Raw genomic sequence first — 23,222 nt, 5'->3', positions numbered from 1 at the left:
GCACACGTTCCGTGCCCGTACAGCGACCGTGGGTACTCGCGAGGTGTCTGGTCAGGCTATGCACGCTTCGCCACGCTCGGTGATGTGAATGGCGAAAATCCCCCTGCTAATACGCTCGGCACGTTCGAGATGTTCTTCACCTCCTCCCGGCACGGCGCACGGCTCGCCCGACGCCTTGTCGTCCGCCGGTTGGAGGAGTGGGGCATTCCGCGGGGCAGCGACGCCTCGTACGGCATCGCCCTGCTCGCGGGCGAGCTCACGGCGAACGCGGTGAGCCATGGACATGTGCCCGGCCGGAACTTCCATCTCCGACTCACCGTCCAGCCCGCGCCCGGAGCGCATCGGAGCCCGGTCACCGCCCGTATCGAGGTGTCCGACGCCCGGGGCGAGCGGCGCCCTGAGCTCCGCGATTACGGCGCCGAGGCACTGGCGTACCAGGAGGAGCACGGACGCGGGCTGGTGCTCGTGGACGCGCTCGCGTCCAAATGGGGGGTGACGGATCGCACCATCGGCAAGACGGTGTGGTGCGAGTACGCCGTGGAATGACAGGCGAACGCGGGAGCGGTCCGTCGTGAGGCTTCCGGAGACTTCTGTAGGAAGTCGACAGTGACCGGGTGGCGCCCCTGTGCGTGCTCGATTCCCCGCACCGGGCCTTTGCCCGATAGTTTGCGTACACAAGGGTCGCCACACATAGTGACGCCCGGTACGACATCCAACAGAGAGGGTGGTCCCTTGAGCCGCTCGGTTCTCGTCACCGGAGGAAACCGCGGTATCGGCCTCGCCGTGGCCCGTGCCTTCGCCGACGCAGGCGACAAGGTCGCCATCACGTACCGGTCCGGGGAGCCGCCGGCCGGCTTTCTCGCGGTCAAGTGCGACATCACCGAGCCCGAGCAGGTCGAGCAGGCGTACAAGGAGATCGAGGAGAAGCACGGCCCGGTCGAGGTGCTGGTGGCGAATGCCGGCATTACCCGCGACCAGCTGCTGATGCGGATGACGGAGGAGGACTTCTCCACCGTCCTCGACACAAACCTCACCGGTGCGTTCCGTGTCGTCAAGCGCGCCAACCGCGGAATGCTGCGCGCCCGCAAGGGCCGTATCGTCCTGATCTCGTCCGTGGTCGGCCTGATGGGCTCCGCGGGTCAGGCGAACTACGCCGCGTCCAAGGCCGGCCTGGTGGGCTTCGCCCGCTCCCTCGCCCGTGAGCTCGGCTCGCGCAACATCACGGTCAACGTGGTCGCGCCCGGCTTCGTCGACACCGACATGACCCGCGCGCTCGACGAGAAGCAGCGGGAGGCATACGTCAAGCAGGTGCCGCTCGCGCGCTACGCGCAGCCCGAGGAGATCGCCGCCTCGGTTCGCTTCCTGGCCTCCGAGGAGGCCTCGTACATCACTGGAGCCGTCATCCCTGTCGACGGCGGATTGGGCATGGGTCACTGAACGTCATGAGTGGAATTCTCGCCGGTAAGCGCATCCTGGTCACGGGCGTCCTCACCGAGGCGTCGATCGCCTTCCACGCCGCCAAGCTCGCCCAGGACGAGGGCGCCGAGGTCATCCTCACCGGCTTCGGCCGGGTCTCCCTCGTCGAGCGGATCGCCAAGCGGCTGCCCAAGCCCGCGCCGGTCATCGAGCTGGATGTGCAGAACCAAGAGGACCTGGACGGCCTGGCCGCCAAGGTGCGCGAGCACCTTGGCGAGGGTGTCGACCTGGACGGCGTGGTGCACTCCATCGCCTTCGGCCCGCAGGGCGCGTTCAACTTCCTGGAGGGCTCCTGGGAGGACGTGTCCACCGCCGTGCATGTCTCGGCGTACTCGCTCAAGGCGCTGACCATGGCCTGCCTGCCGGTCATGCCGCGGGGCGGCTCGATCGTCGGCCTGACCTTCGACGCCCAGTTCGCCTGGCCGAAGTACGACTGGATGGGCGTGGCCAAGGCGGCGCTGGAGTCCACCAACCGCTACCTCGCCCGGGACCTGGGCAAGGAGAACATCCGCTGCAACCTGATCTCCGCGGGCCCCATCAAGTCCATGGCCGCCAAGTCCATCCCGGGCTTCGAGGACCTGGCGACCGTATGGGACAACCGCGCGCCCATCGGCTGGGACCTGAGCGACCCGGAGCCGGCCGGCCGTGGTGTCGTCGCCCTGCTGTCGGACTGGTTCCCGCGCACCACGGGTGAGATCGTGCACGTCGACGGCGGGGTGCACATGATGGGCGCCTGAGCCCGTCCGTACGCACGCATCGCCTTCTTGGGCCCGCCGCCCCGGCCCATGCTGCCCCGGTTCCCGCGCTCCGCGGGGGCCGGGGCAGCGGCTGTTCGCCCGTTCGGACCAGTGCGCCGAGCGCACCACACGGTGTCACCCGCACTGTGGAGTGAGTATCGGGTGCGGCGGCTTGAGGCGCGGCGGTTCAGCACGGTCGAGGAGGTCCTGCCATGCGTACGTCCCGTTGCGTCGCGGCCGCAGTACTGGTGGCGGCCGTGGTCGGCTTCATCGCCGTCGCGTCGAACGCCTCGAACTCGGCCGCCCAGGAGCGCCCCCGGCCACGCGAGGCGGCGTGCAGCACCTGGGTGCGCGGCTCGCACGCCACGGCCAGCTGCTTCAACCCGAACCCGGACGTGGACCGGGTCCAGCTGCACGTCGAGTGCGCGCGCTGGTGGGACCCGGATATGGACGGGCGTTCCGTCGAGGTCGGCCCGGCCCAGCACGTACGGCTCGCGGACCGCTGCTGGAAGGAGATACGGAAGGCCTGGGTGAGCCACCGCTGAGCGGTCAGCCGGCCGTTGCGGTCAGCCGGCCGTTCCTGTGCCGCCCGAACGGTTCGCGTACCGGCAGCTGAAGGGGTGCGTGCTCGCCTCCGCCGCCGCCCGCTCCCCGTTCCGCGCCCGGATCGCCTCCACCAGCCGCGCATGGTCCACATACGTCTCGGGCCGCAGTCCGCCCTTGACGTCCCCGTGCAGAAACTGCCGCACCACCCCGCCCAGATCGGCGTACAGCTCCTCCAGTACGTCATTGTGCGAGGCCGCGACCACGGCCATGTGCAGCGTCGCGTCCGCCTCGACGAAGGTCTCGGTGTCCCCGGAGGCCCAGGCCCGCTCGCGCCGGTCCAACAGCGCGTCGATCTGTTTGAGGTCCTGCTCGGTACGGCGCTCCGCGGCCAGCCAGGCCGCCTTCGTCTCCAGGGCGCTGCGCAACTCGGCGACGTGCAGCGGGTCGGCGTCCGCGAAGCGGCGGTGCATCACCCCGGCCAGCTCGCTGGTCGCCAGCACATAGGTGCCCGAGCCCTGCCGGATGTCCAGCAGGCCGTTGTGCGCGAGCGCGCGTACCGCCTCGCGCACGGTGTTACGGGCCACCCCCAGCTGCTCGACAAGCTCGGGCTCGGTGGGGATCCGGGATCCCACCGGCCACTCGCCTGAGGTGATCTGGGCGCGCAGCTGGGCGATCACCTGGTCGGCGAGCGCGGAGCGCCGGGGCGAGGTCAGCGGCATGACTCTCCTGTGCCTGGGGCGGGGATGCGGGTGCTCCCATGATGCCGTCCGGCCGTCACCGGGCGGCTGCAAACTACTGGACAGCCATTCATCCCATCATTCTATGATGATGCCCATGGCTGACCAGGACCTCGCGACTCCCGACACCGCCGCCCCGATACGGCAGCGAAGCGCTCCGGAGCCCGCGGCTCCCCGGTGGCGGCGGCGCCTTGTCGTCCTCGGCCTGGTCCTCGCCGCGGTCAACCTCCGCCCCACCGTCACCAGCCTCGGCCCGCTCCTCGAAGAGGCGCGGGCCGACCTGGGCATGAGCGGCACCGTCGCCGGGCTGCTGACCTCGATGCCCGCGGCCTGCTTCGCCCTCTTCGGCATCGCCGCGCCCCGGCTGGCCCGCCGCTGGGGGCCGGGCGCCGTCGTCTGCGTGGGGCTTGTCGCCATCACCGTGGGCCTGGCCGTACGCCCCCTGATGGGCGGGACCGCCGGTTTCCTCGCCGCCAGCGCCCTCGCGTTCGCCGGGATCGCCGTGGGCAACGTCCTCATGCCGGTGATCGTCAAGCGCTGGTTCCCCGACCGGGTGGGGCCCATGACCGGCGCGTACTCGATGGCCCTGTCGCTGGGCTCGGCTGTCGCGGCCGCCGTCACCGTCCCCATGACCGACGCACTGGGCGGCGGCTGGCGGGCCGGGCTCGGGGCGTGGGCGGTGCTCGCGGGCGTCGCCGTGCTGCCCTGGCCGGCGCTCGCCCGCGACCGTACGGGCCAGGCCGCGGCCACGGCTCCCGACGCCGCCGCTGCTCCTGCCTCCGCCGCTCCCGCCCGTACCCGGATCACCAGGAGCCCCACCGCCTGGGCGCTTGCCGTCTTCTTCGGCCTCCAGGCCACCGGCGCCTACATCACCATGGGCTGGATGTCCCAGGTCTTCCGCGACGCCGGGGTCTCCGCCTCCACTTCCGGGCTGCTGCTCGCGGTCACCATGGTGATGGGCGTACCGCTGGCCTTCGTCCTGCCGTCCGTGGCGGCCAGGCTGCGCACCCAGGGCCCGCTGGTGGTGATCCTGGGGGCCTTCGGGCTCAGCGCGTACATCGGGCTGTGGCTCGCCCCGGCCGGGGGCGCCTGGGTGTGGGCGGTGCTGCTCGGCATCTCGAACTGCTCCTTCCCGCTCGCCCTGACCATGATCGGCATGCGGGCCAGGTCCGCGGCCGGCGTGGTGCGGCTGTCCGCCTTCGCCCAGAGCACCGGCTATCTGCTGTCCATACCCGGGCCGCTGCTGGTCGGCGCGCTCTACCAGCACACCGGCGGCTGGGACCTGCCCATCGCGCTGATGGCCGGGCTGATGCTGCCGCAGATCGCCGCCGGTGTGCTGGCGGGGCGCGACCGCGCCGTCGAGGACGAGATCTGAGAGACGGGATCTGAGCGAGCCCGGCACACCCTCGCGAACCCGCGGGGCGGTGCCGGGGCGGCGGCGGGGCGGTGGGACACTGGGGCCATGCCAGTGCTCGATGAAAACCCGCCGAACGGCCAGAAGAAGCTGCTCATCATCCTGGGTGTGATGCTGGGCATCACCGTGATCATCGGCGTGGTCGCGACCATCGCCTCGCCTTGAACCCTTGAGGGTGGGGCTGTCCCCACCATCCCTTAGGGGGCCAGGGTCAGGGGCAACTGGGTGGTTCACCGGATGGGACCGGCCCCGGGCGGTCCGTAGATTCGAGGTGTCGGAAAGCGAAGGCGGGGGCTGGAGGCGCGGCGCCCGTCGTCGGCCGCTCGTCACCCACCCCTCGCGCCCCGGAGGCGATCCCCATGTCCGCGCACACCCACCCCCGGCCCGCCGACCCCGCCGGGCGCCGTCCGGACAGTCGGCTGCCGTGGTGGGCCCTGGCGCTTCCGGCTCTGGCCTTCGCCGCCCTGCTGCTGCTCGTGGGCTCCCCCGACGCGCACGCCGCCGACGACTCCGGGACGCTCTCGCAGGTCTTCGGGCTGCTACGGGGCGCCTTCACGCATCAGCCGTGACACCTCGCCGTGACACCTCGCCACCGTGGTGGCCATTCGCCCCGTCTCCCCTCACCTGAGGACCCCCGTCCTTACTCATCTGAGGACGAGGTCCGCTCCAACACCCTGCGCCGGGCACCCGTTTTCATGCGAAGCTGGGACACATGAGCGTCGATGTGCCCCGCAGGATCGTCCTTCTCCGACACGCCAAGGCCGACTGGCCCCAGGTATCCGACCACGAGCGGCCGCTCGCGGAGCGTGGCCGCCAAGACGCCCTGCTCGCCGGACGCCGACTCGTCGAGGCAGGGATCACCCCCGAGCTCACCCTCTGCTCGACGGCCGTCCGCACCCGGGAGACCTGGAAGCTCGTGGTGCACGAGCTGCCGCAGCGGCCGAAGACCGTCTACGAGGAGCGGCTGTACGAGGCCTCGCTCGGTGAGCTGCTCGCCCTGCTGAACGAGACGCCCGACGATGTGAGCGAGCTGCTGGTGGTCGGCCACAACCCTGGGATGCATGCCCTGGCGGACGCGCTCGCGGGTGAGGCCGAGAAGGGCACGCGGGAGCGTATGGCCCGGAGCGGATTCCCGACCTCCGCCCTCGCGGTGGTGACCTTCAGCGGCTCGTGGAAGTCGGTGGAGCACGGCGTCGGCCGCCTCAGCGACTTCTGGGCGCCGCACGAGTGATCATGACCCGTCGGGCCCGGACGGCCTCGCCGCTCGGGCCCGCACTCATACGGTGACGCCTTAGCCGTTCAGCTGTCTCAGCCGCCTCGCCGTCTCAGCCGCCTCGCCGTCTCAGCCCTCGACGGTGTCCGCCGCGGTGTCCGCCGCCTCCACCTCTTCGCGGGTGATCCCCAGCAGATACAGCACGGTGTCCAGGAACGGCACATTCACCGCGGTGTGCGCGGCCTCCCGCACCACCGGCTTCGCGTTGAAGGCGACACCGAGCCCGGCCGCGTTGAGCATGTCCAGGTCGTTGGCCCCGTCCCCGATCGCGACGGTCTGCATCAGCGGCACCCCGGCCTCGGCCGCGAAGCGCCGCAGCAGCCGCGCCTTGCCCGCGCGGTCCACGACATCTCCGACCACGCGCCCGGTGAGCTTGCCGTCCACCACCTCCAGGGTGTTGGCGGAGGCGAAGTCGAGCCCCAGCCGCTCCTTGAGGTCGTCGGTCACCTGCGTAAAGCCGCCGGAGACCACGCCCACCTGGTAGCCGAGCCGCTTGAGGGTGCGGATCAGCGTCCGGGCGCCGGGTGTGAGCCGCACCTCGGCGCGCACCTTCTCCACCACGGACTCGTCGATCCCCGCCAGCAGCGCGACCCGTGCGTGCAGCGACTGCTCGAAGTCCAGCTCGCCGCGCATGGCGCGGGCCGTGACCTCGGCGACCTCCGCCTCGCACCCCGCGTGCGCCGCGAAGAGCTCGATCACCTCGTCCTGGATGAGCGTGGAGTCCACGTCCATGACCACCAGGCGCTGCGCCCGGCGCTGGAGGCCCGACGCCACCACGGCCACGTCCACGCCGATTCCGGCGGCCTCGGTGACCAGCGCGGTGCGCAGCGCGCCCGTCTCGGCGCCGGACACCTCGAACTCCACGGCCGTCACCGGATACTTCGCGAGCCGGAAGATCCGGTCGATGTTGCCGCCGCTGCCGGTGATGCTGGCCGCGATGCGCGCCGTCGACTCGGCGGACAGCGGATGGCCCAGCACGGTGACATGGGACCGGCCCGTGCCACGGGGGCGGTTGTCGCCCCGGCCGGAGATGATCTCGGCCTGCATCCGCATCGACTCGGCCCAGCTGTGGACGGTCGCCCGCAGATCGCCTTCCTGGGTCCAGCCGCCCGTGGGGGAGCTCACCAGCACGCACAGCACGATGCGGCCTCGGGTGACCACCTGCTCTATGTCGACTATGTTCACGCCGTAGGCGGCGAGGGTGTCGCAGAGGCCGGCGGTGATGCCGGGGCGGTCCTTGCCGAAGATCTTGACGAGGAGGGTCGGGACATCGTCGTCGGGGACGGCGGTGGCAGGAGGAATCTGCGATGTGCTCATGGTCTTCCCACCGTATCCGGCCACTAGGGGCGATCGCGCGGCAGTCCGCGCTACGGACGGCTGTACGGTACAAAACGTTCATTTCGTCGTAGCCGGGCCGTCATTCGGCGTTGAGCCGTCATGCGGCGTTGAGTCGAACGCGAAGCGGGACGCCCGGCCGCCCGCGGCCCCGGTCGCCCACGCCGCCAGCGCCCCGGCGGCGCCCGCCGCCGCGCCCCACCCGGCGCCCAGCGCCCATGCCACCGCCCCGCCGCCGTGCAGCTCGATCCCGGCGCCGAAGGCGTCGAAGCCCAGTACGGACAGGCTCGCCCCGGCCGACACCTCGGTCAGCCGGCACAGCAGCGGCAGCGCGACCGCCGTGACGATGCCCAGCCGCAGCGCGCACCGCCCCACAAAGCCCGCCTGCCCCACCTGCCCTGCCTGCCCCACCTGCCCCGCCTCCCCGGACCGCCCGGACTGCCCGGCCCGGCCGATGGGCGTACGGACCGCGGTCAGCACCCCCGCGGCCAGGATCATCAGCACACAGCCGACCGTCAGCAGCCACACCCGGCCGTCCAGCTCCGCGAGGCGCGCGACCGTGATCGGCTCGTTGTGCTCGTTGGCCAGCAGATCGTCGAGCGGATCGGGCAGCACCCGCACCAGCGCCCCGCTCGCCCCGCCGTGCCAGGGCACGAACAGCCCCAGCGGCACCCCGAGCCACACCCCGTTCGGCGCGCCGAGCAGCGCAGCCCCGAGGACCAGACGGGGGTGGTCGTCGCCGATCGCCGCGTACAGCGCCGCCGCGAGCCCCGCCCCGACCGCCAGCACCAGCACCCCGCACAGCGCGGAGGCGGCCGGCCGGACGGTGCGGTGCGCCGCCTCCAGGCCGTGCGGCACCGGTGCGCGGCGGGCCACGAGCAGCGCGATGAGCAGCACCACGACGACCCAGACCGCGCCGCCCAGCACGGAACGCCCGGACTCGACGGTGAACCCGACCGCCGCCTTGGCGTCGATGAGCCGCTGGATCCGGTCCGGCAGCAGCCCGCTGCCGATGTCCGCGATATCGCCCAGCTCGCCGGGGAGTTTTTCGAGCAGCCCGCCCTGCTCCTGCTTCGATTTGCCCGCTACACCGAGCGTCGAGGCGTCGATTGTGACGGTATCGTTGCCGACCCATGTGAGCCCGGCGAGCACCAGCAGAAAGAGCAGGACCACCGCGCCTGCCCGGGTGGCCAGTTCGGCCCCGTCGATCACCGCCCCCGCCCCGCGCAGCGACCGTACGAACAGCCAGCCCAGCAGCAGCGCGCCCACCAGGCTGATGCCCAGTGGCGCGATATCGACGGCCGAATGGGCCTGGGCGCCGGTCAGCCCGAACGCCTTCACATCCCCGGACGGGGTGACCGAGCCGCCGACCGCGAGCACCACCGCGGCCGCCGTCATGGGGCCGAGCGCGCCCGCGCTGTCCGCGCCGACCAGATGCAGCCCGAGCGCGGCGACACCCGCCATGGCCAGGAAGGCCCAGCTCACGGCCGCCACCGTCGAGAGCAACACCTCTCCCGGGCGCACCCGTCCGCTGCCGCTCGCGCTCATGGCGCCGGTCCCCCCGATCGGTATGAGTTGCCCGGATGGTCCATGATCTGACCCATCCGTGGGTGCTTACCACTTTCCGGGGGCCTTTCGGGCGAGTCAACGCCGCCTGCGCGCGGTGTTGTCAATGCCCGACTTCCGGTTGAGCGACTGAGCCTGAAATAGTTCCTCCCGATGTTCGCCATCCCTAGACTCCCCGTACAGGGGGTCCATCGGGGGACAAGTAGTGGGGCGTGGAGTGCCGGAACTCGTACTGGAATTGAACGGACAGACCTGGACACTTGATCCATCCAGGTCATACAGCCTTGGACGCGATCCGCAGGGCGACATGGTGCTGGACGACGCCAGAGTGTCCTGGCGCCACGCCACCGTGCGCTGGGGTGGGCGCAGTTGGGTCATCGAGGACCACGGCAGCACCAACGGCACTTATGTGCAGGGCCAGCGCGTCCAGCAGATGGAGATCGGCCCCGGTTCGACCGTCCATCTTGGCAACGCGACGGACGGCCCCCGGCTGATCCTCTCCGCGGGCGGAGCGGGCGCAGCCGGAGCACCCGGGGTCGCCGCGGGCGCCTACAGCGCACCGTCGGCGATGGGCGCGCCGCAGGCCCCGCACCAGCAGGCCCCGCACCAGCAGCCCCCGTATCAGCAGCCCGGCGCCCCCGCCTGGCCCCAGGCCGGACAGCAGCCGCAGCCCCCCCAGCCCCAGGGCTGGCCACAGCCGCAGGGCGGGCCGCAGCAGATGCCCCAGCAGCAGCCCTTCGTGCCCCAGCAGCCGGCTCCGCAACACCAGGTCCCGCAAGCGCACGTCCCGCACCAGGCCCCGCAGGGACACGCCCCGCAGCAGAACCCGGCGCAGAAGGTCCCCGGTGCCGGCCCCGTCGCCGGGGCCCCGCAGGCCCACGGCGGCGATCGCGGCCCGACCACCTTCCACCAGCTGGCCGTCGGCCGGGTGATGCGCATCGGTCGTGCGCTCGAGAACGAGCTGGTCGTCTCCGACCTGCAGGTCTCCCGCCACCACGCGGAGTTCCGCGCGCTGCCCGACGGCCGGTTCGAGATCCGGGATCTCGGCAGCCACAACGGCACGTACGTCAACGGTCAGCCGGTCCGCCAGCAGATCATCGGCCCGAGCGACATCGTCGGCGTCGGTCACTCCACCTTCCGGCTCGTCGGCGACCGCCTCGAGGAGTTCGTCGACACCGGGGCGGTGTCCTTCTCGGCCCGCCATCTGACGGTGACGGTCGACGGCGGCAAGCAGATCCTCAAGGACGTCTCCTTCGGCGTCCCCGAGAAGTCGCTCGTCGCGGTCATCGGCCCCTCGGGCTCCGGTAAGTCCACGCTGCTCAAGGCGCTGACCGGCTACCGTCCGGCCAACCAGGGCGATGTCCTCTACGACAACCGGAACCTCTACAAGCAGTTCGCCGAGCTGCGCCAGCGCATCGGCCTGGTCCCGCAGGACGACATCCTCCACAAGGAGCTGTCCGTCCGGAAGGCGCTGCGCTACGCCGCCAAGCTCCGGTTCCCGGGCGACACCGCCGAGGCCGAGCGCGAGGCCCGGATCGGCGAGGTGCTGCGCGAGCTCAAGCTGGACATACACGCCGACAAGAAGGTCACCTCCCTCTCCGGCGGCCAGCGCAAGCGCGTCTCCGTCGCGCTGGAGCTGCTCACCAAGCCGTCGCTGATCTTCCTGGACGAGCCGACCTCCGGCCTCGACCCGGGCATGGACCGCGATGTGATGCAGCTGCTGCGCGGCCTGGCCGACGACGGCCGCACCGTGCTGGTGGTCACCCACTCGGTGGCCGAGCTGGCGATCTGCGACAAGCTGCTGGTCATGGCCCCGGGCGGTTCGGTCGCCTACTTCGGCCCGCCGGAGGAGGCGCTCAACTTCTTCGGGTACGAGACCTGGGCGGATGTCTTCTCCGCCTTCGAGAACTACCGCGACTACGACTGGGCGGGCCGCTGGCGCGGTTCGCAGCACTACCAGATGTACGCCGCGGACCTCGACGCCGTCGCGCCGCAGTCCGTACACGTCCAGCCGCCCCCGGCGCGGATGCAGAAGCCCCAGAGCTGGGGCTCCCAGCTGTGGACCCTGATGCGCCGCTACGTCTCGGTGATCGCCTCGGACAAGGGCTTCCTGGGTCTGATGGTGATCCTGCCCGCCGTCCTCGGCGCGGTGAGCATCGTCATCCCGTCGGACTTCGGCCTCACCAAGGCGCCCAAGGGCCAGTTCAACCAGGACGCGGGCACGATCACCCTGATCCTCGTGGTCGGCATGTGCTTCTCCGGCGCGGCCAACTCCGTACGAGAACTGATCAAGGAGCGGGTGATCTACGAACGGGAACGGGCGGTCGGCCTGTCCCGCTCGGCCTATCTGATGTCGAAGGTGATCGTGCTCGGCGTGATCACCGCCTTCCAGGCCGTGATCATCTGCGCCATCGGCTTCTCGACCCGCGAGCTGCCGGAGGAGGGCCTGATCATGCCCCCGGCCGCCGAGCTGTGCATCTCCATCATCGCGATCGGCTTCACCTCGATGATGGTCGGCCTGGTGATCTCCTCGCTGGTGAAGACCGCCGAGAAGACCATGCCGCTGCTGGTCATGTTCGCCATCATCCAGGTCGTCTTCACCGGCATCCTGTTCAAGATCTACGGATCGCCGGGCATCGAGCAGTTCGCCTATCTGATGCCGTCCCGCTGGGCGGTCGGCGCGGCCGGAGCGACCCTGGACCTGGGCCCCGGCCCCGGCCACACGATGGCGCCCTGGGACCGCAAGAAGCCCAATGACACCGACCCGCTGTGGGAGCACGCCACATCGCAGTGGGGCATCGACATCCTGGTGCTGATCGCGCTCGGCGTCATCTGCGCCTTCGTGGTCGCCCGGCTGCTGCGCCGCCATGAGCCGGAGGTCATGCGCAAGTAGCGGGACTCTCTGCGCCGGAACGCCGAAGGGCGGCGGCACCCTCCCTGTGCGGGGGTGCCGCCGCCCTTCGGCGTCAGGCGAAGTACGGCTTAACGGCCAAGCACGGCTTTACGGCTTAGTAGGGGCCGTTGACGTTGTCCATCGAGCCGTACCGGTGCCACGCGTAGTTGCACGCGGCGGTGATGTTCGCGACCGGGTTGTAGATGTCCCAGGAAGTTCCCTCGACGTGGTAGGTCTTGAAGGTCGGGTCTATGACCTGGAGCAGGCCCTTGGAGGGAATGCCGTTCTGCGCGTTGATGTCCCACAGGTTGATCGCGCGCGGATTACCGCTCGACTCCCGCATGAGGTTCCGGTAGATCCCGTTGTAGCTGCCCGGGATGCCCTTCTCCTTCATGACCGCGAGCGATTCCTTGATCCAGCCGTCCAGGTTGTTCGCGTAGACCGGCTTACGCGCGGCGGCCCGGCTCGCGGCCTCCTTGGCGGCCCGCTCCCTGTCCGCCTTCTCCTTGGCGGCCTTCTCCTCGGCTGCCTTCTTGGCGGCGGCTTCCTCGGCTGCCTTCTTCTTCGCGGCTTCCTCGGCGGCCCGCTTCTTGGCGGCTTCCTCGGCTGCCTTCTTCTTCGCCGCCTCCTCGGCCGCCTTCTTCTTCGCGGCCTCCTCCTTCGCCTGCTGCGTGGCGAGCTCGGACTGGTGGACAAGGCTCTCGTGCTGGGCCTCGTGGTCGACGACCTGTTTGCTCCAAGCGACGGGTTTGGCGGGCAGTTCCTTGGTGGCGGTCGTGTGGCCCTCGGGGGACTGGCCCGGGACGACTGCGAAGGCGAGGGCGGCGGCGCCCGCTGCGGCGATGCCTGCGGCGGAGAACTTGTGCGTCTTGGTCAAGCGGCTGTAACCGGGAATGCGGGGGACGGGCATGGCGGACTTAACCTCTTCCAATCGCTCGAGTCGCAGGCCAAATCGGCGCTTGGGAGCGCCGTGCTCTGAACTACGGCGCCGTGCGACTGGGAAATTCTTAGCGCCCGCAAAATGTTGTGGCAAAGGTGTGACATACGACCCTGCTTAGTGGACACCTACGCGGCTCCCACCTGTGAGAGGGGCCGTCTTCCCCGCTCACGACTGCTTTGAAACGTCCACTATTCGTGGTCGTACGTGATTCAGGTCCTGTGTCAGGGGTCACAGCACAGATGCTTCCGTATCGCGTGATGTGCCTGAGCAAATACATACTGTGGTCGCCATTCCGGATCATCGCGACGCGCCGCTGCAAAGCGAATTCCTCCCTCCTCGGGACTAGGACTTAGGTCCCGAGGAGTGCCGCCGACCGGCCGATATGCCCGAGTCGCGACCGCCGGTACGGTGTCCGTCATGACAAAGGGACGCGGTGCCGGGGCCGGGGCGGGCCTGGCCAATGTGAGTGGTGCGCTCCTCGCCATGAGCAGACACCTGGAAGTCCGCGATGTCCTAAAGACGATCGTTGTGTCCGCCCGTGAGGTGCTTGATGCGGAGTATGCCGCGCTGGGGGTTCCAGACGACCATGGGGGCTTCGCCCAGTTCGTAGTAGACGGGGTCAGTGAGGAGCAGTGGAAGGCCATCGGCCCGCTGCCCCGCCAGCACGGAATCCTGGCCGCGATGCTGCACGACGCCACCCCGCAGCGGCTGGCCGATGTCCGCCTCGATCCGCGCTTCGAGGGCTGGCCCGACGCACACCCCGAAATGTCCGACTTTATCGGGCTTCCCATTGCCGACGGCGACGAAGTGCTCGGTGCGCTCTTCCTCGCCAACAAACGCTGCCCCAAGCCGAGCGGAAGCTGCGGATTCACCTCCGAGGACGAGGAACTGCTGGCCATCCTCGCCCAGCACGCCGCGATCGCCCTCACCAACGCCAGGCTCTACGAGCGCAGCCGCGAGCTCACCATCGCCGGAGAGCGTGCCCGGCTCGCCCATGAGCTGCACGACGCCGTCTCCCAGAAGCTGTTCTCCCTGCGGCTCACCGCCCAGGCCGCCACCGCGCTCGTGGACCGCGACCCCGCCCGCGCCAAGGGCGAGCTGCAGCAGATAGCCACCCTCGCCGCCGAGGCGGCCGACGAGCTGCGCTCCGCCGTCGTCGAGCTGCGCCCGGCCGCTCTCGACGAGGACGGCCTCGTCGCCACCCTGCGCACCCAGATACGGGTCCTCGACCGCGCCCACACAGCCCGTGTCACCTTCGCCGCCCGCGGCGTCCGCGCGCTGCCGGCGGCCCAGGAGGAGGCGCTGCTGCGGGTGGCCCAGGAGGGCCTGCACAACGCCCTGCGCCACGCGGACGCCGACCGGGTGGAGGTCACCCTGGCCCGCCACGGCCAGGGCGCGCTGCTGCGCGTGACCGACGACGGCGCGGGCTTCGACCCCTCGGCCGTCCGCCGGGCGGGGCGCCACCTCGGCCTGGTCTCGATGCGCGACCGGGCGAGCGGCGTGGGTGGCCGTCTGACCGTGGAGTCGGCGCCCGGAAAGGGCACCGTGATCGAAATGGAGGTGCCCGGTGGCTGAGCCGGCCCGTGGGATCCGGGTGTTGCTCGTGGACGACCACCAGGTGGTGCGGCGCGGGCTGCGGACGTTCCTGGAAGTGCAGGACGACATCGAGGTGGTGGGGGAGGCGGCCGACGGCGAGGAGGGCGTGGCCCGCGCCGAGGAGCTGCGGCCCGACGTCATCCTGATGGATGTGAAGATGCCCGGCACCGACGGCGTCGAGGCGCTGCGCCGGCTGCGTGGCCTCGACAACCCGGCCCGGGTGCTGGTCGTCACCAGCTTCACCGAGCAGCGCACGGTCGTCCCCGCCCTGCGCGCGGGCGCGGCGGGATACGTCTTCAAGGACGTGGACCCCGATGCCCTGGCGGGCGCCATCAGGTCCGTACACGCCGGGCATGTACTGCTCCAGCCCGAGGTGGCCCTGGCGCTGCTCTCACAGGAGGAGACGGGCGGCGGCCAGGGACGGGGCGGTTCGCTCACCGAGCGGGAGCGTGAGGTGCTGGCGCTGATCGCGGACGGCCGGTCCAACCGGGAGATCGCCCGCGCGCTGATCCTGTCCGAAAAGACCGTGAAGACCCATGTGTCCAACATTCTGATGAAGCTGGACCTCGCCGACCGGACACAGGCGGCGCTGTGGGCCGTGCGCCATGGGATCGGGGCCTAGGTGGGGTGAATTGCCTGGATTGTCGCACTAAGCGGCGATCTGTTGGTGATACGGGAGTGCCGTCGGTCGAGCCGAGATTCATACCGTCATGATTTCCGGCAGTCTGAAGAAGGCCGTGACTTCATCGGATTGTCGTCGTTCTCATGGTGGGCTGCAAGAAGCCCCGTCGAGTCAACCACGGCGAGACTGCGCCCCTTCGGGCCGCGAGTCACGTGGCAGCTCGCCGACCACGCATCCAGCCTGGTGGCGCGCCTCTGCTCGGCAGATTCCGGCCATGCGCCGTGGCAACCCCGGATGAGACCCGACCCGCGAACGAGCGGCCCAAGGACCACGCCGGAGCGCTGCGACCGCATACCCGACCATCCCCCCAAGACTTACGGGATGGCTCTTAGAAGGGTCTTACCAAGTGAAGAACATCAAGAAGTTCGCGGCCGTCACCATCGCGGTGGGCGGCCTCGCCCTCGCGGGTGCCGGTGCTGCCTCCGCCCACGGCCCCCAGGCTCAGGGCCAGGCCGTGAACTCCCCGGGCGTCGTCGCCGGAAACGAGGCCCAGGTGCCCGTGTTCGTCCCGGTCAACGTCTGTGGCAACACCGTCCGTGCCATCGGTGTGATGAACCAGACCTTCGGCACCCCCTGCGGCAACCGCTGAGCATTCCCCCACGCATCACCCACCACCCCGGCGGCCCGGCCGCCGGGGTGGTGTGACGAGAGGCCCCGGGCGGCGGGAGGCGAGAGGCCCCGGGAGCCGGGAAGACCTCGTGCGGGCAGGTCTCAGAACCCGCCCCGCTCCAGCTCCTCCACATACGCGTTGTACGCCGCCACCTGCGCCCGCCGCGCCGTACGCTCCACCGGCCGCAGCGCCTCCGCCCGCGCCGCGATCTCCGACGCGCTCACCGCCGCGCCGTGCTCCCCGGCGCCCGCGCCCGCCCCGTGAGCGATCTCGATCAGCGCGCCCACCCGCTGCGCCAGCTCCAACACCCGCAGCGCCCGCGGCGGATAGCCCGGGGCGAGCACTTCGCGCCCCCGCCCCGCCCGCGCCCGATACGCCTCCAGGGCCGCCTGCGCGGCCGGCCCCGCCCCGGCGACATTCAGCCGCGACAGCACCTCGGTGGCCTCCCGCAGCGCCTCCGCCAGCTCCCGCTCGGCCTCGCCCAGCGACGGCACATCGGCCGGCGGCCCCTCCCGCACCGGCAGCGAGCGCCACACCACCTCGCTGTGCACATCGCCCTCGGGCCCCGCCTGGAACACCTCGGGCACCAGGCCCAGGGCCACCCCCGTCACGATCACCGCCTCGCCCGCGTCCAGCGCCCGCGCGTTGAACTCTGGCGGGCCGCTCAGCCCCAGCGGATGGCCCGCTATGGGCAGCGCCACCCGCAGCCCCTTGGCCCCGAGCGCCCGCAGCCGCCCGAGCGCGAGCGTCAGCCCGACCGGGGCGCTCTCCCCGGGCATATCGGCCACACGGTGCGAAGCGTCGTCGGCCGCGATGCGATGCGCGGCGTCGTCCGGAGAGACAAGTCCGGCAAGAAGGGCATTTCCCCAGGCGGCAAGGCGCCCTGAGCGCGGTTCATCGAGCATGGCCCCAGCCTAAGGACTGGCGCTGACAATACGTGGCGTAGGTTTTCCCCAGGGGGCGGCGCCTACAGGCGCACGCGATACTCGATTCTGCAATGGGAGACAGCGCGCTCATGAGCGATGTTCTGGAGCTGGTGGACGTATCCGTGGTCCGCGATGGTCGGGCTCTGGTGGACGAGGTCTCCTGGTCGATCAAAGAGGGAGAGCGCTGGGTGATCCTCGGGCCCAACGGCGCCGGTAAGACCACCCTGCTCAACGTGGCCTCCAGCTATCTCTTCCCGAGCACCGGGACCGTCCGGATCCTCGACGAGAAGCTCGGCGCGGTCGACGTCTTCGAACTGCGCCCCCGCATCGGCATGGCCGGTATCGCGATGGCCGACAAGCTCCCCCGCCGCCAGACCGTGCTCGAGACCGTGCTCACCGCCGCGTACGGCATGACCGCCCACTGGCACGAGGACTACGACGCCGTCGACGAGCAGCGCGCCCGCGCCTTCCTGGACCGCCTGGGCATGACCGACCACGTCGAGCGGAAGTTCGGCACCCTCTCCGAGGGCGAGCGCAAGCGCACCCTCATCGCCCGGGCCATGATGACCGACCCCGAGCTGCTGCTCCTCGACGAGCCCGCGGCCGGTCTGGACCTCGGCGGCCGCGAAGACCTCGTACGGCGCCTGGGCCGGCTCGCCCGCGACCCGCTCGCCCCCTCGATGATCATGGTGACCCACCATGTGGAGGAGATCGCCCCCGGTTTCACCCACGTCCTGATGATCCGCCAGGGCAAGGTGCTGGCGGCCGGCCCGGTCGAGACCGAGCTGACCTCCCGCAACCTCTCCCACTGCTTCGGACTCCCGCTGGTCGTGGAGCGCAACGGCGACCGCTGGACCGCCCAGGGCCTGCCGCTGAGCTAATACCTTTGACACCGCTGCCCCGAGGCCCGGGGGTGATCCGCGCTCTGTTCCCGGACACACCCCGAGAACTACCATGACCTTGTGGATCCTTGGGTGTGGTGGCTGATCGCCGCCGTAGGGCTGGGCATTCCGCTCGTGCTGACCGCGATGCCGGAATTCGGCATGGTCGCCGTCGGCGCTGTCGCCGCCGCGATCACCGACGCGCTCGGCGGCGGCGCCGTGTTCCAGGTCGTGGTCTTCTCCGCGGTCTCCGTCGCGCTGGTCGCCGTCGTCCGGCCGATGGCGGTGCGCAGCCGCACCCAGCGGCCCGGGCTGGCCAGCGGGGTGGAGGCATTGAAGGGCCGCCAGGCCGTCGTCCTCGAGCGGGTGGACGAGAGCGGCGGCGGACGCATCAAACTCGCGGGCGAGGTGTGGTCGGCCCGCGCCCTCGACCCCGACCAGGCTTATGAACCGGGCCAGCAGGTCGATGTCGTGGACATCGACGGCGCCACGGCTGTGGTCATGTGAACCACCGAGGTCATGTGAACCACCGAGCCGTCATACGGGGATACGAGCCGGGTACCAGCCCCAGGCCGCACGGCTGCCAACTGGCCCTCAGATCTGACAGACTCGACTCGAGATCGAGATCGACATCGCTATCGAGATCATCGAGACCAACGAGATCATCGACATCGCCATCGAGATCGACGACCAGACCTGATCATCCCGATCAACCAGAAGCATGAAGGGCACGGGGAAGCCGCTGTGGAACCGATCATCATCGTCCTGATCATCCTGGTGGTGCTCGTCTTCGTCGCACTCATCAAGACGATCCAGGTCATCCCGCAGGCGAGCGCCGCCATCGTCGAGCGCTTCGGCCGCTACACCCGCACCCTCAACGCGGGCCTCAACATCGTCGTGCCGTTCATCGACTCGATCCGCAACCGCGTCGACCTGCGTGAGCAGGTCGTGCCGTTCCCGCCGCAGCCGGTGATCACCCAGGACAACCTGGTGGTGAACATCGACACCGTCATCTACTACCAGGTGACCGACGCCCGCGCCGCCACCTACGAGGTCGCCAGCTACATCCAGGCGATCGAGCAGCTGACCGTCACCACCTTGCGGAACATCATCGGCGGCATGGACCTGGAGCGCACCCTGACCTCCCGCGAGGAGATCAACGCGGCGCTGCGCGGCGTGCTCGACGAGGCCACAGGCAAGTGGGGCATCCGCGTCAACCGCGTCGAGCTCAAGGCGATCGAGCCGCCCACCTCCATCCAGGACTCGATGGAGAAGCAGATGCGTGCCGACCGTGACAAGCGCGCCGCGATCCTCCAGGCCGAAGGTGTCCGGCAGTCCGAGATCCTGCGCGCCGAGGGCGAGAAGCAGTCCGCGATCCTGCGGGCCGAGGGTGAGTCCAGGGCGGCCGCGCTGCGCGCCGAGGGCGAGGCCCAGGCGATCCGTACGGTCTTCGAGTCCATCCACGCCGGAGACCCGGACCAGAAGCTGCTCTCGTACCAGTACCTCCAGATGCTGCCGAAGATCGCCGAGGGCGACGCCAACAAGCTCTGGATCGTGCCCAGCGAGATCGGCGACGCCCTCAAGGGCCTCGGCGGGGCCATGGGCAACTTCGGCCCGATGATGGGTGGCAACGGCGGCGGCTCGGCAGCCGCCACCGGCAAGGAGGCCGCCCCGCGCCGGGAGCAGCCCAGGATCGACTGACACCGCGATCAGATACGTACGAACCCCCCGCGCCGGCGAAAGGCGCGGGGGGTTCGTACGTATCAGGGGCTGAGCAAGTCGGGTCCGGCCGCAGACGGTTCAGGGTCCAGGGCTCAGGCGGGCAGCGCCAGCCACTCCGGCAGACCCTCGCGCTCCGCCACCCCCAGCGCCAGCAGCAGCGCATCCGAGGGCGTCGGCTCGAACGGCGCGTTCAGCAGCCGCATCCCGGCCTGCTCCGGAGTCCGGTCCGCCTTGCGGTGGTTGTCCTCCGCACAGGAGGCCACCGTATTGAGCCAGGTGTCCCCGCCACCGTGCGACCGCGGCACCACGTGGTCCACGGTCGTCGCCCTGCGGCCGCAGTAGGCGCACCGGTGCCGGTCCCGGACCAGCACCCCGCGCCGCGACCACGGAGCGCGTCTTCGGAACGGCACGCGTACGTACCGGCACAGCCGGATCACCAGCGGCACGGGCAGATCGACGTCCGCGGCGCGCACCCGCAGCCCGGGGTGGGCGTGTTCGATGACGGCCTTGTTCTGCAGGACCAGCACCACCGCACGGCGCAGCGACACCGCCGACAGCGGCTCGAAGCTCGCGTTCAGAACCAATGTCTCGCGCATCCCGACCACCTCCGCATCCGGCCAATCCCGGCCCGCGCGTACGGGCGGGCCGGGATACATCTTTGGCCGGGAGCGAGCCCGAGGACAACGCAATTTAGGCCCGGTAAAAGGCCTGTACGCGCCTGTACGCACCGCACACCGGGTCGGTCGGGGTGCGGTGCGGGACGGTGGTGTCAGCCGGCGGCCGGGTTCTCGTACTCGCCGATCAGCTGGGCGCGCGCCAGCGTGTGGAAGCGCAGATTGAAGCCCACGACCGCGGGCGAGGCGTCGCCGTCCGGGCCCAGCTTCTCCGCGTCCACCGCGTAGACGGTGAACACATAGCGGTGCGAACCGTCCCCGGGCGGCGGCGCGGCTCCGCCGAAGTCGCGCGAGCCGTAGTCGTTCCGGGCGTGCACCACGCCGTCAGGCAACCCCGCACTCTGCTCGATTTTCGCGCTCCGCGCGGTGGTGCCGCTGCCCGCGCCGGCCGGCAACTCGGTCACATCCGCCGGGATGTCGAACAACACCCAGTGCCAGAACCCGCTGCCCGTCGGCGCGTCCGGGTCGTAGCAGGTGACGGCGAAGCTCTTCGTCTCCGCGGGAAAGCCCTCCCAGCGCAGCTGAGGTGAGGTGTTCCCCTCGGCGTACACCTGGGCGGACTTGAGAGTGCCCCCGGGCTCGACGTCATCGCTCACCACGGTGAACGACGGCACCGGCGGATGGAAGTCGTGGGGGAGCGGGCGCCGGTTCTGCTCGGACACGTCGAAACCTCCTGCTGCTCGCGCTGGTCGTATCGGCGGCCAGCCTAACGAGACCGCAGCCGCGCGGGCTGACACCATGCCCCCCATGACCGGACCGACGCCCACGCCCCCGCCCGGCCCCGGCCGGCACACCGCAACCCTGCGCCTGGACGGGGTGCGGGACAAGGCGGGCTTCCTCGACCGCTGCGCCCAGGACCTCGCCTTTCCGGCGTGGTTCGGCGGCAACTGGGACGCGCTCGCCGACTGCCTGCGCGACCTGTCCTGGTGGGGCCGGCCGGAGGAGGGCTTCGTACTGCGTGTGCACGGCTGGGAGGCCTTCCGTACGGCCGCCCCCGAGGCCGCGGCCACGGCGGCCGAGGTGTTCGCCGAGGCCACCGGCCACTGGGCCGCCCGCGGCACTCCGCTGACCGTGCGGTACGAGTGACAGCACGCGGGGCGTGCACCGGGGATACACGGTGCACGCCCCGTGAAGAGCCGAAGCGAAGAGCCGATGCAGGCCAGGACCGGCCCAGCAGCGGTCAGAACCAGTTGCGCTTGCCGCCGACCTCGGCGAGCCACTGGTTCAAGTACGCCGCCCAGTCGGTGTCCTGGAACGACGCCAGGTTGACCGTGAAGGCCCGGTACGAGTCGCCGCCGTCGGAGAACAGGCCCGGCTTCTTGTCCATCTCCAGGACGACGTCCATCTCGCTGTCGTCCGCGACAAAGCTCAGCTCGACCTGGTTGAGCCCGCGGTACTGCTGCGGCGCGTTGAACTCGATCTCCTGGTAGAAGGGCAGCCGCTGCCGCGTCCCGCGGATGTGGCCGCGCTCCAGGTCGGCGCTCTTGAACCGGAAGCCGAGCTGGCCGAAGGCGTCGAGAATGGCCTGCTGCGCGGGGATCGGGTGCACATTCACCGGGTCCAGGTCACCGGAGTCCACGGCGCGCGCGATCTGCAGCTCCGTCGTCACACCCACGTTCATCCCGGTGAGGTGCTGGCCCAGGAACATCGTGATGGGCGTCTCCCAGGGGATCTCAAGACCGAACTGCACCGCGTGCACCGCCCCGGGCTGCACCTCGAAGGCGCCGCCCAGCTGCTGCCGGGTGAACTCGACATCCTGCTTGTACTCCTGGTCGTTGCCCTCCACCTCGACCCGCGCCTGCAGACCGACCGACAGCCCCTCGATCCGCTGCGCCACCGAGCCGCCCTGGATCCGGACCTCGCCCTGGACGATGCCGCCCGGAACGACGTTCTCCTCCGTCAGCACCGTCTCCACCGAAGCGCCACCGGCACCCATACTCGCGAGCAGCTTCTTGAAGCCCATGTTCTCCCTCTCAAGGACGCGCCTGCGTCTTGTTCTGATCGCACGACGACCACTGTTGAACCCTAGGAACGCGGAACGGCGGGGAGCGGTTCCGTGTTGGCCCACCCTGCCAGCGGACCGGCTCCACTCCAACCACCCGTTGATATCGCTTGCACTACGCTCGGGCCGTGTGATCGCAACCCCCGACCGTACGCCGCTGACCCGCCGGTTCTTCGACCGACCCGTCCTGGAAGTGGCCCCGGATCTCCTAGGACGCACCCTCGTCCGACGGACACCGGACGGACCGGTCGAGCTGCGCCTGACGGAAGTGGAGGCGTACGCGGGCCTCGCCGACCCCGGATCACACGCCTACCGGGGCCGCACGGAGCGCAACGCCGTGATGTTCGGGCCCCCAGGTCATGCGTATGTCTACTTCACCTACGGCATGTGGCACTGCATGAATCTGGTGTGCGGCCCGGAGGGCTCGCCCAGCGGGGTGCTGCTGCGGGCGGGGGAGATCTTGAGCGGCCATGAGTGGGCCCATAAGCACCGCCCCAATGCCCGCAACGACCACGAACTGGCCAAGGGACCCGCGCGCCTCGCCACGGCCCTCGGCATCGACCGCCGACTGAACGGCATCGACGTCTGCGCCGGCCGGCAGTCCCCCTTGGCGATACTCACCGGCGCCCCAGCCCCGGCCGACCAGGTGCTCAGCGGTCCGCGCACGGGCGTCGGCGGCGAGGGCGCAACGCACCCGTACCGCTTCTGGATCGACGGCGACCCGACGGTGAGCCCGTACCGCGCGCACACCCCCCGCCGCCGGAAGTCCGACGCGCCGTCAGACGCAACTTGACTCTGGACACCCCGACGCCTAACGTAGCCCGAGCCGCTTGAGACGGGCAGCGCTGTCGACACGACCTCGGTCGGGCCGCAGCACCCCGATCCAAGGGCGGCAAACCACTACCGACGATTCCCGAACAGGGTCTATTTCTGCTGTGCAGAAATTCGATCCGAAGGCTCGATTAGGAGCCGGGCGGGAAATCAGCTAAAGTAGTGAACACACCGAAGGGAAGCGCCCGGAGAAACCGGTGAAACGGTTTCGAAGGAAGCGTCCGTTCCTTGAGAACTCAACAGCGTGCCAAAAGTCAACGCCAGATATGTTGATACCCCGTACGACCGGCCGGTTTCCGGTTGGTTGGACGAGGTTCCTTTGAAGAAAAACACACAGCGAGGACGCTGTGAACAGGCTGGATTATTCCTCCGGCTTGTTCC

At 70.2% G+C, this 23,222-nt stretch carries 25 protein-coding genes; 17 read left to right on the top strand and 8 right to left on the bottom strand.

The window, feature by feature from the left end; all coding sequences use genetic code 11:
- The first annotated feature begins 129 nt into the window (after positions 1-129).
- From ACWDSL_RS14065 to ACWDSL_RS14050, 4 genes are all read left to right on the top strand, one after another.
- Positions 130-546: an ATP-binding protein gene (locus tag ACWDSL_RS14065; protein ID WP_450485041.1), complete on the top strand. Its 417-nt coding sequence runs from the start codon at positions 130-132 to the stop codon at positions 544-546.
- Positions 547-732: 186 nt separating this feature from the next.
- Positions 733-1,437, top strand: a complete 705-nt coding sequence (fabG, locus tag ACWDSL_RS14060) for a 3-oxoacyl-[acyl-carrier-protein] reductase (RefSeq protein WP_450485039.1) — start codon at positions 733-735, stop codon at positions 1,435-1,437.
- A gap of 5 nt (positions 1,438-1,442) precedes the next feature.
- On the top strand, positions 1,443-2,213 hold the full coding sequence (fabI, locus tag ACWDSL_RS14055; protein WP_450485037.1) for an enoyl-ACP reductase FabI: 771 nt from the start codon (positions 1,443-1,445) through the stop codon (positions 2,211-2,213).
- A 212-nt stretch (positions 2,214-2,425) separates the two neighbouring features.
- On the top strand, positions 2,426-2,758 hold the full coding sequence (locus ACWDSL_RS14050; protein ID WP_014180751.1) for a hypothetical protein: 333 nt from the start codon (positions 2,426-2,428) through the stop codon (positions 2,756-2,758).
- A gap of 21 nt (positions 2,759-2,779) precedes the next feature.
- Here ACWDSL_RS14050 and ACWDSL_RS14045 read toward each other — a convergent pair whose 3' ends face one another.
- On the bottom strand, positions 2,780-3,478 hold the full coding sequence (locus tag ACWDSL_RS14045) for a FadR/GntR family transcriptional regulator (protein ID WP_089511207.1): 699 nt from the start codon (positions 3,476-3,478) through the stop codon (positions 2,780-2,782).
- Between the two features lie 115 nt (positions 3,479-3,593).
- Between ACWDSL_RS14045 and ACWDSL_RS14040 the strand changes: the two genes are divergently transcribed.
- The 4 genes from ACWDSL_RS14040 to ACWDSL_RS14025 all read left to right on the top strand — a co-directional run bounded on the left by ACWDSL_RS14040 (position 3,594) and on the right by ACWDSL_RS14025 (position 6,141).
- Positions 3,594-4,871, top strand: coding sequence for a CynX/NimT family MFS transporter (locus tag ACWDSL_RS14040; RefSeq protein ID WP_450485034.1), 1,278 nt, complete (start codon positions 3,594-3,596; stop codon positions 4,869-4,871).
- An 87-nt stretch (positions 4,872-4,958) separates the two neighbouring features.
- Positions 4,959-5,075, top strand: a complete 117-nt coding sequence (locus ACWDSL_RS14035) for an SGM_5486 family transporter-associated protein (protein WP_014180754.1) — start codon at positions 4,959-4,961, stop codon at positions 5,073-5,075.
- Between the two features lie 194 nt (positions 5,076-5,269).
- Positions 5,270-5,479 (top strand): hypothetical protein, encoded by a 210-nt coding sequence (locus ACWDSL_RS14030; RefSeq protein ID WP_450485031.1) that lies wholly within the window; start codon positions 5,270-5,272, stop codon positions 5,477-5,479.
- A gap of 143 nt (positions 5,480-5,622) precedes the next feature.
- Positions 5,623-6,141: a SixA phosphatase family protein gene (locus ACWDSL_RS14025; RefSeq protein WP_450485029.1), complete on the top strand. Its 519-nt coding sequence runs from the start codon at positions 5,623-5,625 to the stop codon at positions 6,139-6,141.
- Positions 6,142-6,252: 111 nt separating this feature from the next.
- Here ACWDSL_RS14025 and serB read toward each other — a convergent pair whose 3' ends face one another.
- Together serB and ACWDSL_RS14015 are read right to left on the bottom strand one after the other, a co-directional pair.
- The gene (gene serB, locus ACWDSL_RS14020; protein ID WP_450485027.1) at positions 6,253-7,500 is read right to left on the bottom strand and encodes a phosphoserine phosphatase SerB; all 1,248 of its coding nucleotides are present in this window, start codon (positions 7,498-7,500) and stop codon (positions 6,253-6,255) included.
- Between the two features lie 78 nt (positions 7,501-7,578).
- Positions 7,579-9,066, bottom strand: coding sequence for a streptophobe family protein (locus ACWDSL_RS14015; protein WP_450485025.1), 1,488 nt, complete (start codon positions 9,064-9,066; stop codon positions 7,579-7,581).
- 223 nt (positions 9,067-9,289) lie between these two features.
- Between ACWDSL_RS14015 and ACWDSL_RS14010 the strand changes: the two genes are divergently transcribed.
- The gene (locus tag ACWDSL_RS14010) at positions 9,290-11,977 is read left to right on the top strand and encodes an FHA domain-containing protein (RefSeq protein WP_450485023.1); all 2,688 of its coding nucleotides are present in this window, start codon (positions 9,290-9,292) and stop codon (positions 11,975-11,977) included.
- Between the two features lie 115 nt (positions 11,978-12,092).
- Here ACWDSL_RS14010 and ACWDSL_RS14005 read toward each other — a convergent pair whose 3' ends face one another.
- Complete coding sequence (locus ACWDSL_RS14005; protein ID WP_450485021.1) at positions 12,093-12,887, bottom strand: transglycosylase SLT domain-containing protein; 795 nt, start codon at positions 12,885-12,887, stop codon at positions 12,093-12,095.
- A 447-nt stretch (positions 12,888-13,334) separates the two neighbouring features.
- Here ACWDSL_RS14005 and ACWDSL_RS14000 point away from each other — a divergent pair, with 447 nt between their 5' ends.
- The 3 genes from ACWDSL_RS14000 (at position 13,335) to ACWDSL_RS13990 (ending at position 15,784) form a co-directional block, all read left to right on the top strand.
- Positions 13,335-14,492: a GAF domain-containing sensor histidine kinase gene (locus ACWDSL_RS14000; protein WP_450485019.1), complete on the top strand. Its 1,158-nt coding sequence runs from the start codon at positions 13,335-13,337 to the stop codon at positions 14,490-14,492.
- Positions 14,485-15,135 (top strand): response regulator, encoded by a 651-nt coding sequence (locus tag ACWDSL_RS13995; protein ID WP_450485017.1) that lies wholly within the window; start codon positions 14,485-14,487, stop codon positions 15,133-15,135. The genes ACWDSL_RS14000 and ACWDSL_RS13995 overlap by 8 nt, the downstream gene beginning before the upstream one ends.
- Before the next feature lie 406 nt (positions 15,136-15,541).
- The gene (locus ACWDSL_RS13990; protein ID WP_450485015.1) at positions 15,542-15,784 is read left to right on the top strand and encodes a chaplin; all 243 of its coding nucleotides are present in this window, start codon (positions 15,542-15,544) and stop codon (positions 15,782-15,784) included.
- Positions 15,785-15,906: 122 nt separating this feature from the next.
- Here the strand turns inward: ACWDSL_RS13990 and ACWDSL_RS13985 are convergent, their stop codons facing one another.
- Positions 15,907-16,710: a hypothetical protein gene (locus ACWDSL_RS13985; protein ID WP_450485013.1), complete on the bottom strand. Its 804-nt coding sequence runs from the start codon at positions 16,708-16,710 to the stop codon at positions 15,907-15,909.
- Positions 16,711-16,820: 110 nt separating this feature from the next.
- Between ACWDSL_RS13985 and ACWDSL_RS13980 the strand changes: the two genes are divergently transcribed.
- The 3 genes from ACWDSL_RS13980 to ACWDSL_RS13970 all read left to right on the top strand — a co-directional run bounded on the left by ACWDSL_RS13980 (position 16,821) and on the right by ACWDSL_RS13970 (position 19,313).
- Positions 16,821-17,612: an ABC transporter ATP-binding protein gene (locus ACWDSL_RS13980; RefSeq protein WP_450485012.1), complete on the top strand. Its 792-nt coding sequence runs from the start codon at positions 16,821-16,823 to the stop codon at positions 17,610-17,612.
- 81 nt (positions 17,613-17,693) lie between these two features.
- Entirely contained in the window at positions 17,694-18,119 is a 426-nt protein-coding gene (locus tag ACWDSL_RS13975; protein ID WP_385631784.1) for an NfeD family protein, read from the top strand.
- 237 nt (positions 18,120-18,356) lie between these two features.
- Complete coding sequence (locus ACWDSL_RS13970; protein ID WP_450485010.1) at positions 18,357-19,313, top strand: SPFH domain-containing protein; 957 nt, start codon at positions 18,357-18,359, stop codon at positions 19,311-19,313.
- Between the two features lie 113 nt (positions 19,314-19,426).
- Here the strand turns inward: ACWDSL_RS13970 and ACWDSL_RS13965 are convergent, their stop codons facing one another.
- Both ACWDSL_RS13965 and ACWDSL_RS13960 read right to left on the bottom strand, forming a co-directional pair.
- Positions 19,427-19,930, bottom strand: coding sequence for an HNH endonuclease (locus ACWDSL_RS13965; RefSeq protein WP_014180769.1), 504 nt, complete (start codon positions 19,928-19,930; stop codon positions 19,427-19,429).
- Positions 19,931-20,103: 173 nt separating this feature from the next.
- A complete protein-coding gene (locus tag ACWDSL_RS13960; RefSeq protein WP_450485007.1) occupies positions 20,104-20,670 on the bottom strand; it encodes a YbhB/YbcL family Raf kinase inhibitor-like protein in 567 nt (188 codons plus the stop codon).
- Between the two features lie 85 nt (positions 20,671-20,755).
- Between ACWDSL_RS13960 and ACWDSL_RS13955 the strand changes: the two genes are divergently transcribed.
- A complete protein-coding gene (locus ACWDSL_RS13955; protein ID WP_450485005.1) occupies positions 20,756-21,094 on the top strand; it encodes a barstar family protein in 339 nt (112 codons plus the stop codon).
- 94 nt (positions 21,095-21,188) lie between these two features.
- Here ACWDSL_RS13955 and ACWDSL_RS13950 read toward each other — a convergent pair whose 3' ends face one another.
- Positions 21,189-21,971 carry a sporulation protein gene (locus ACWDSL_RS13950; RefSeq protein ID WP_450485003.1) on the bottom strand — a complete coding sequence of 261 codons (783 nt, stop codon included), beginning with the start codon at positions 21,969-21,971 and terminating at the stop codon, positions 21,189-21,191.
- A 169-nt stretch (positions 21,972-22,140) separates the two neighbouring features.
- Here ACWDSL_RS13950 and ACWDSL_RS13945 point away from each other — a divergent pair, with 169 nt between their 5' ends.
- Positions 22,141-22,803, top strand: a complete 663-nt coding sequence (locus ACWDSL_RS13945; protein WP_450485001.1) for a DNA-3-methyladenine glycosylase — start codon at positions 22,141-22,143, stop codon at positions 22,801-22,803.
- Positions 22,804-23,222: the final 419 nt, after the last annotated feature.

The organism is Streptomyces sp. NPDC000941 (genome assembly GCF_053599555.1).
The sequence above is the reverse complement of the archived record's forward strand: the minus strand, read 5'-3'. Positions and strand labels throughout refer to the sequence as shown.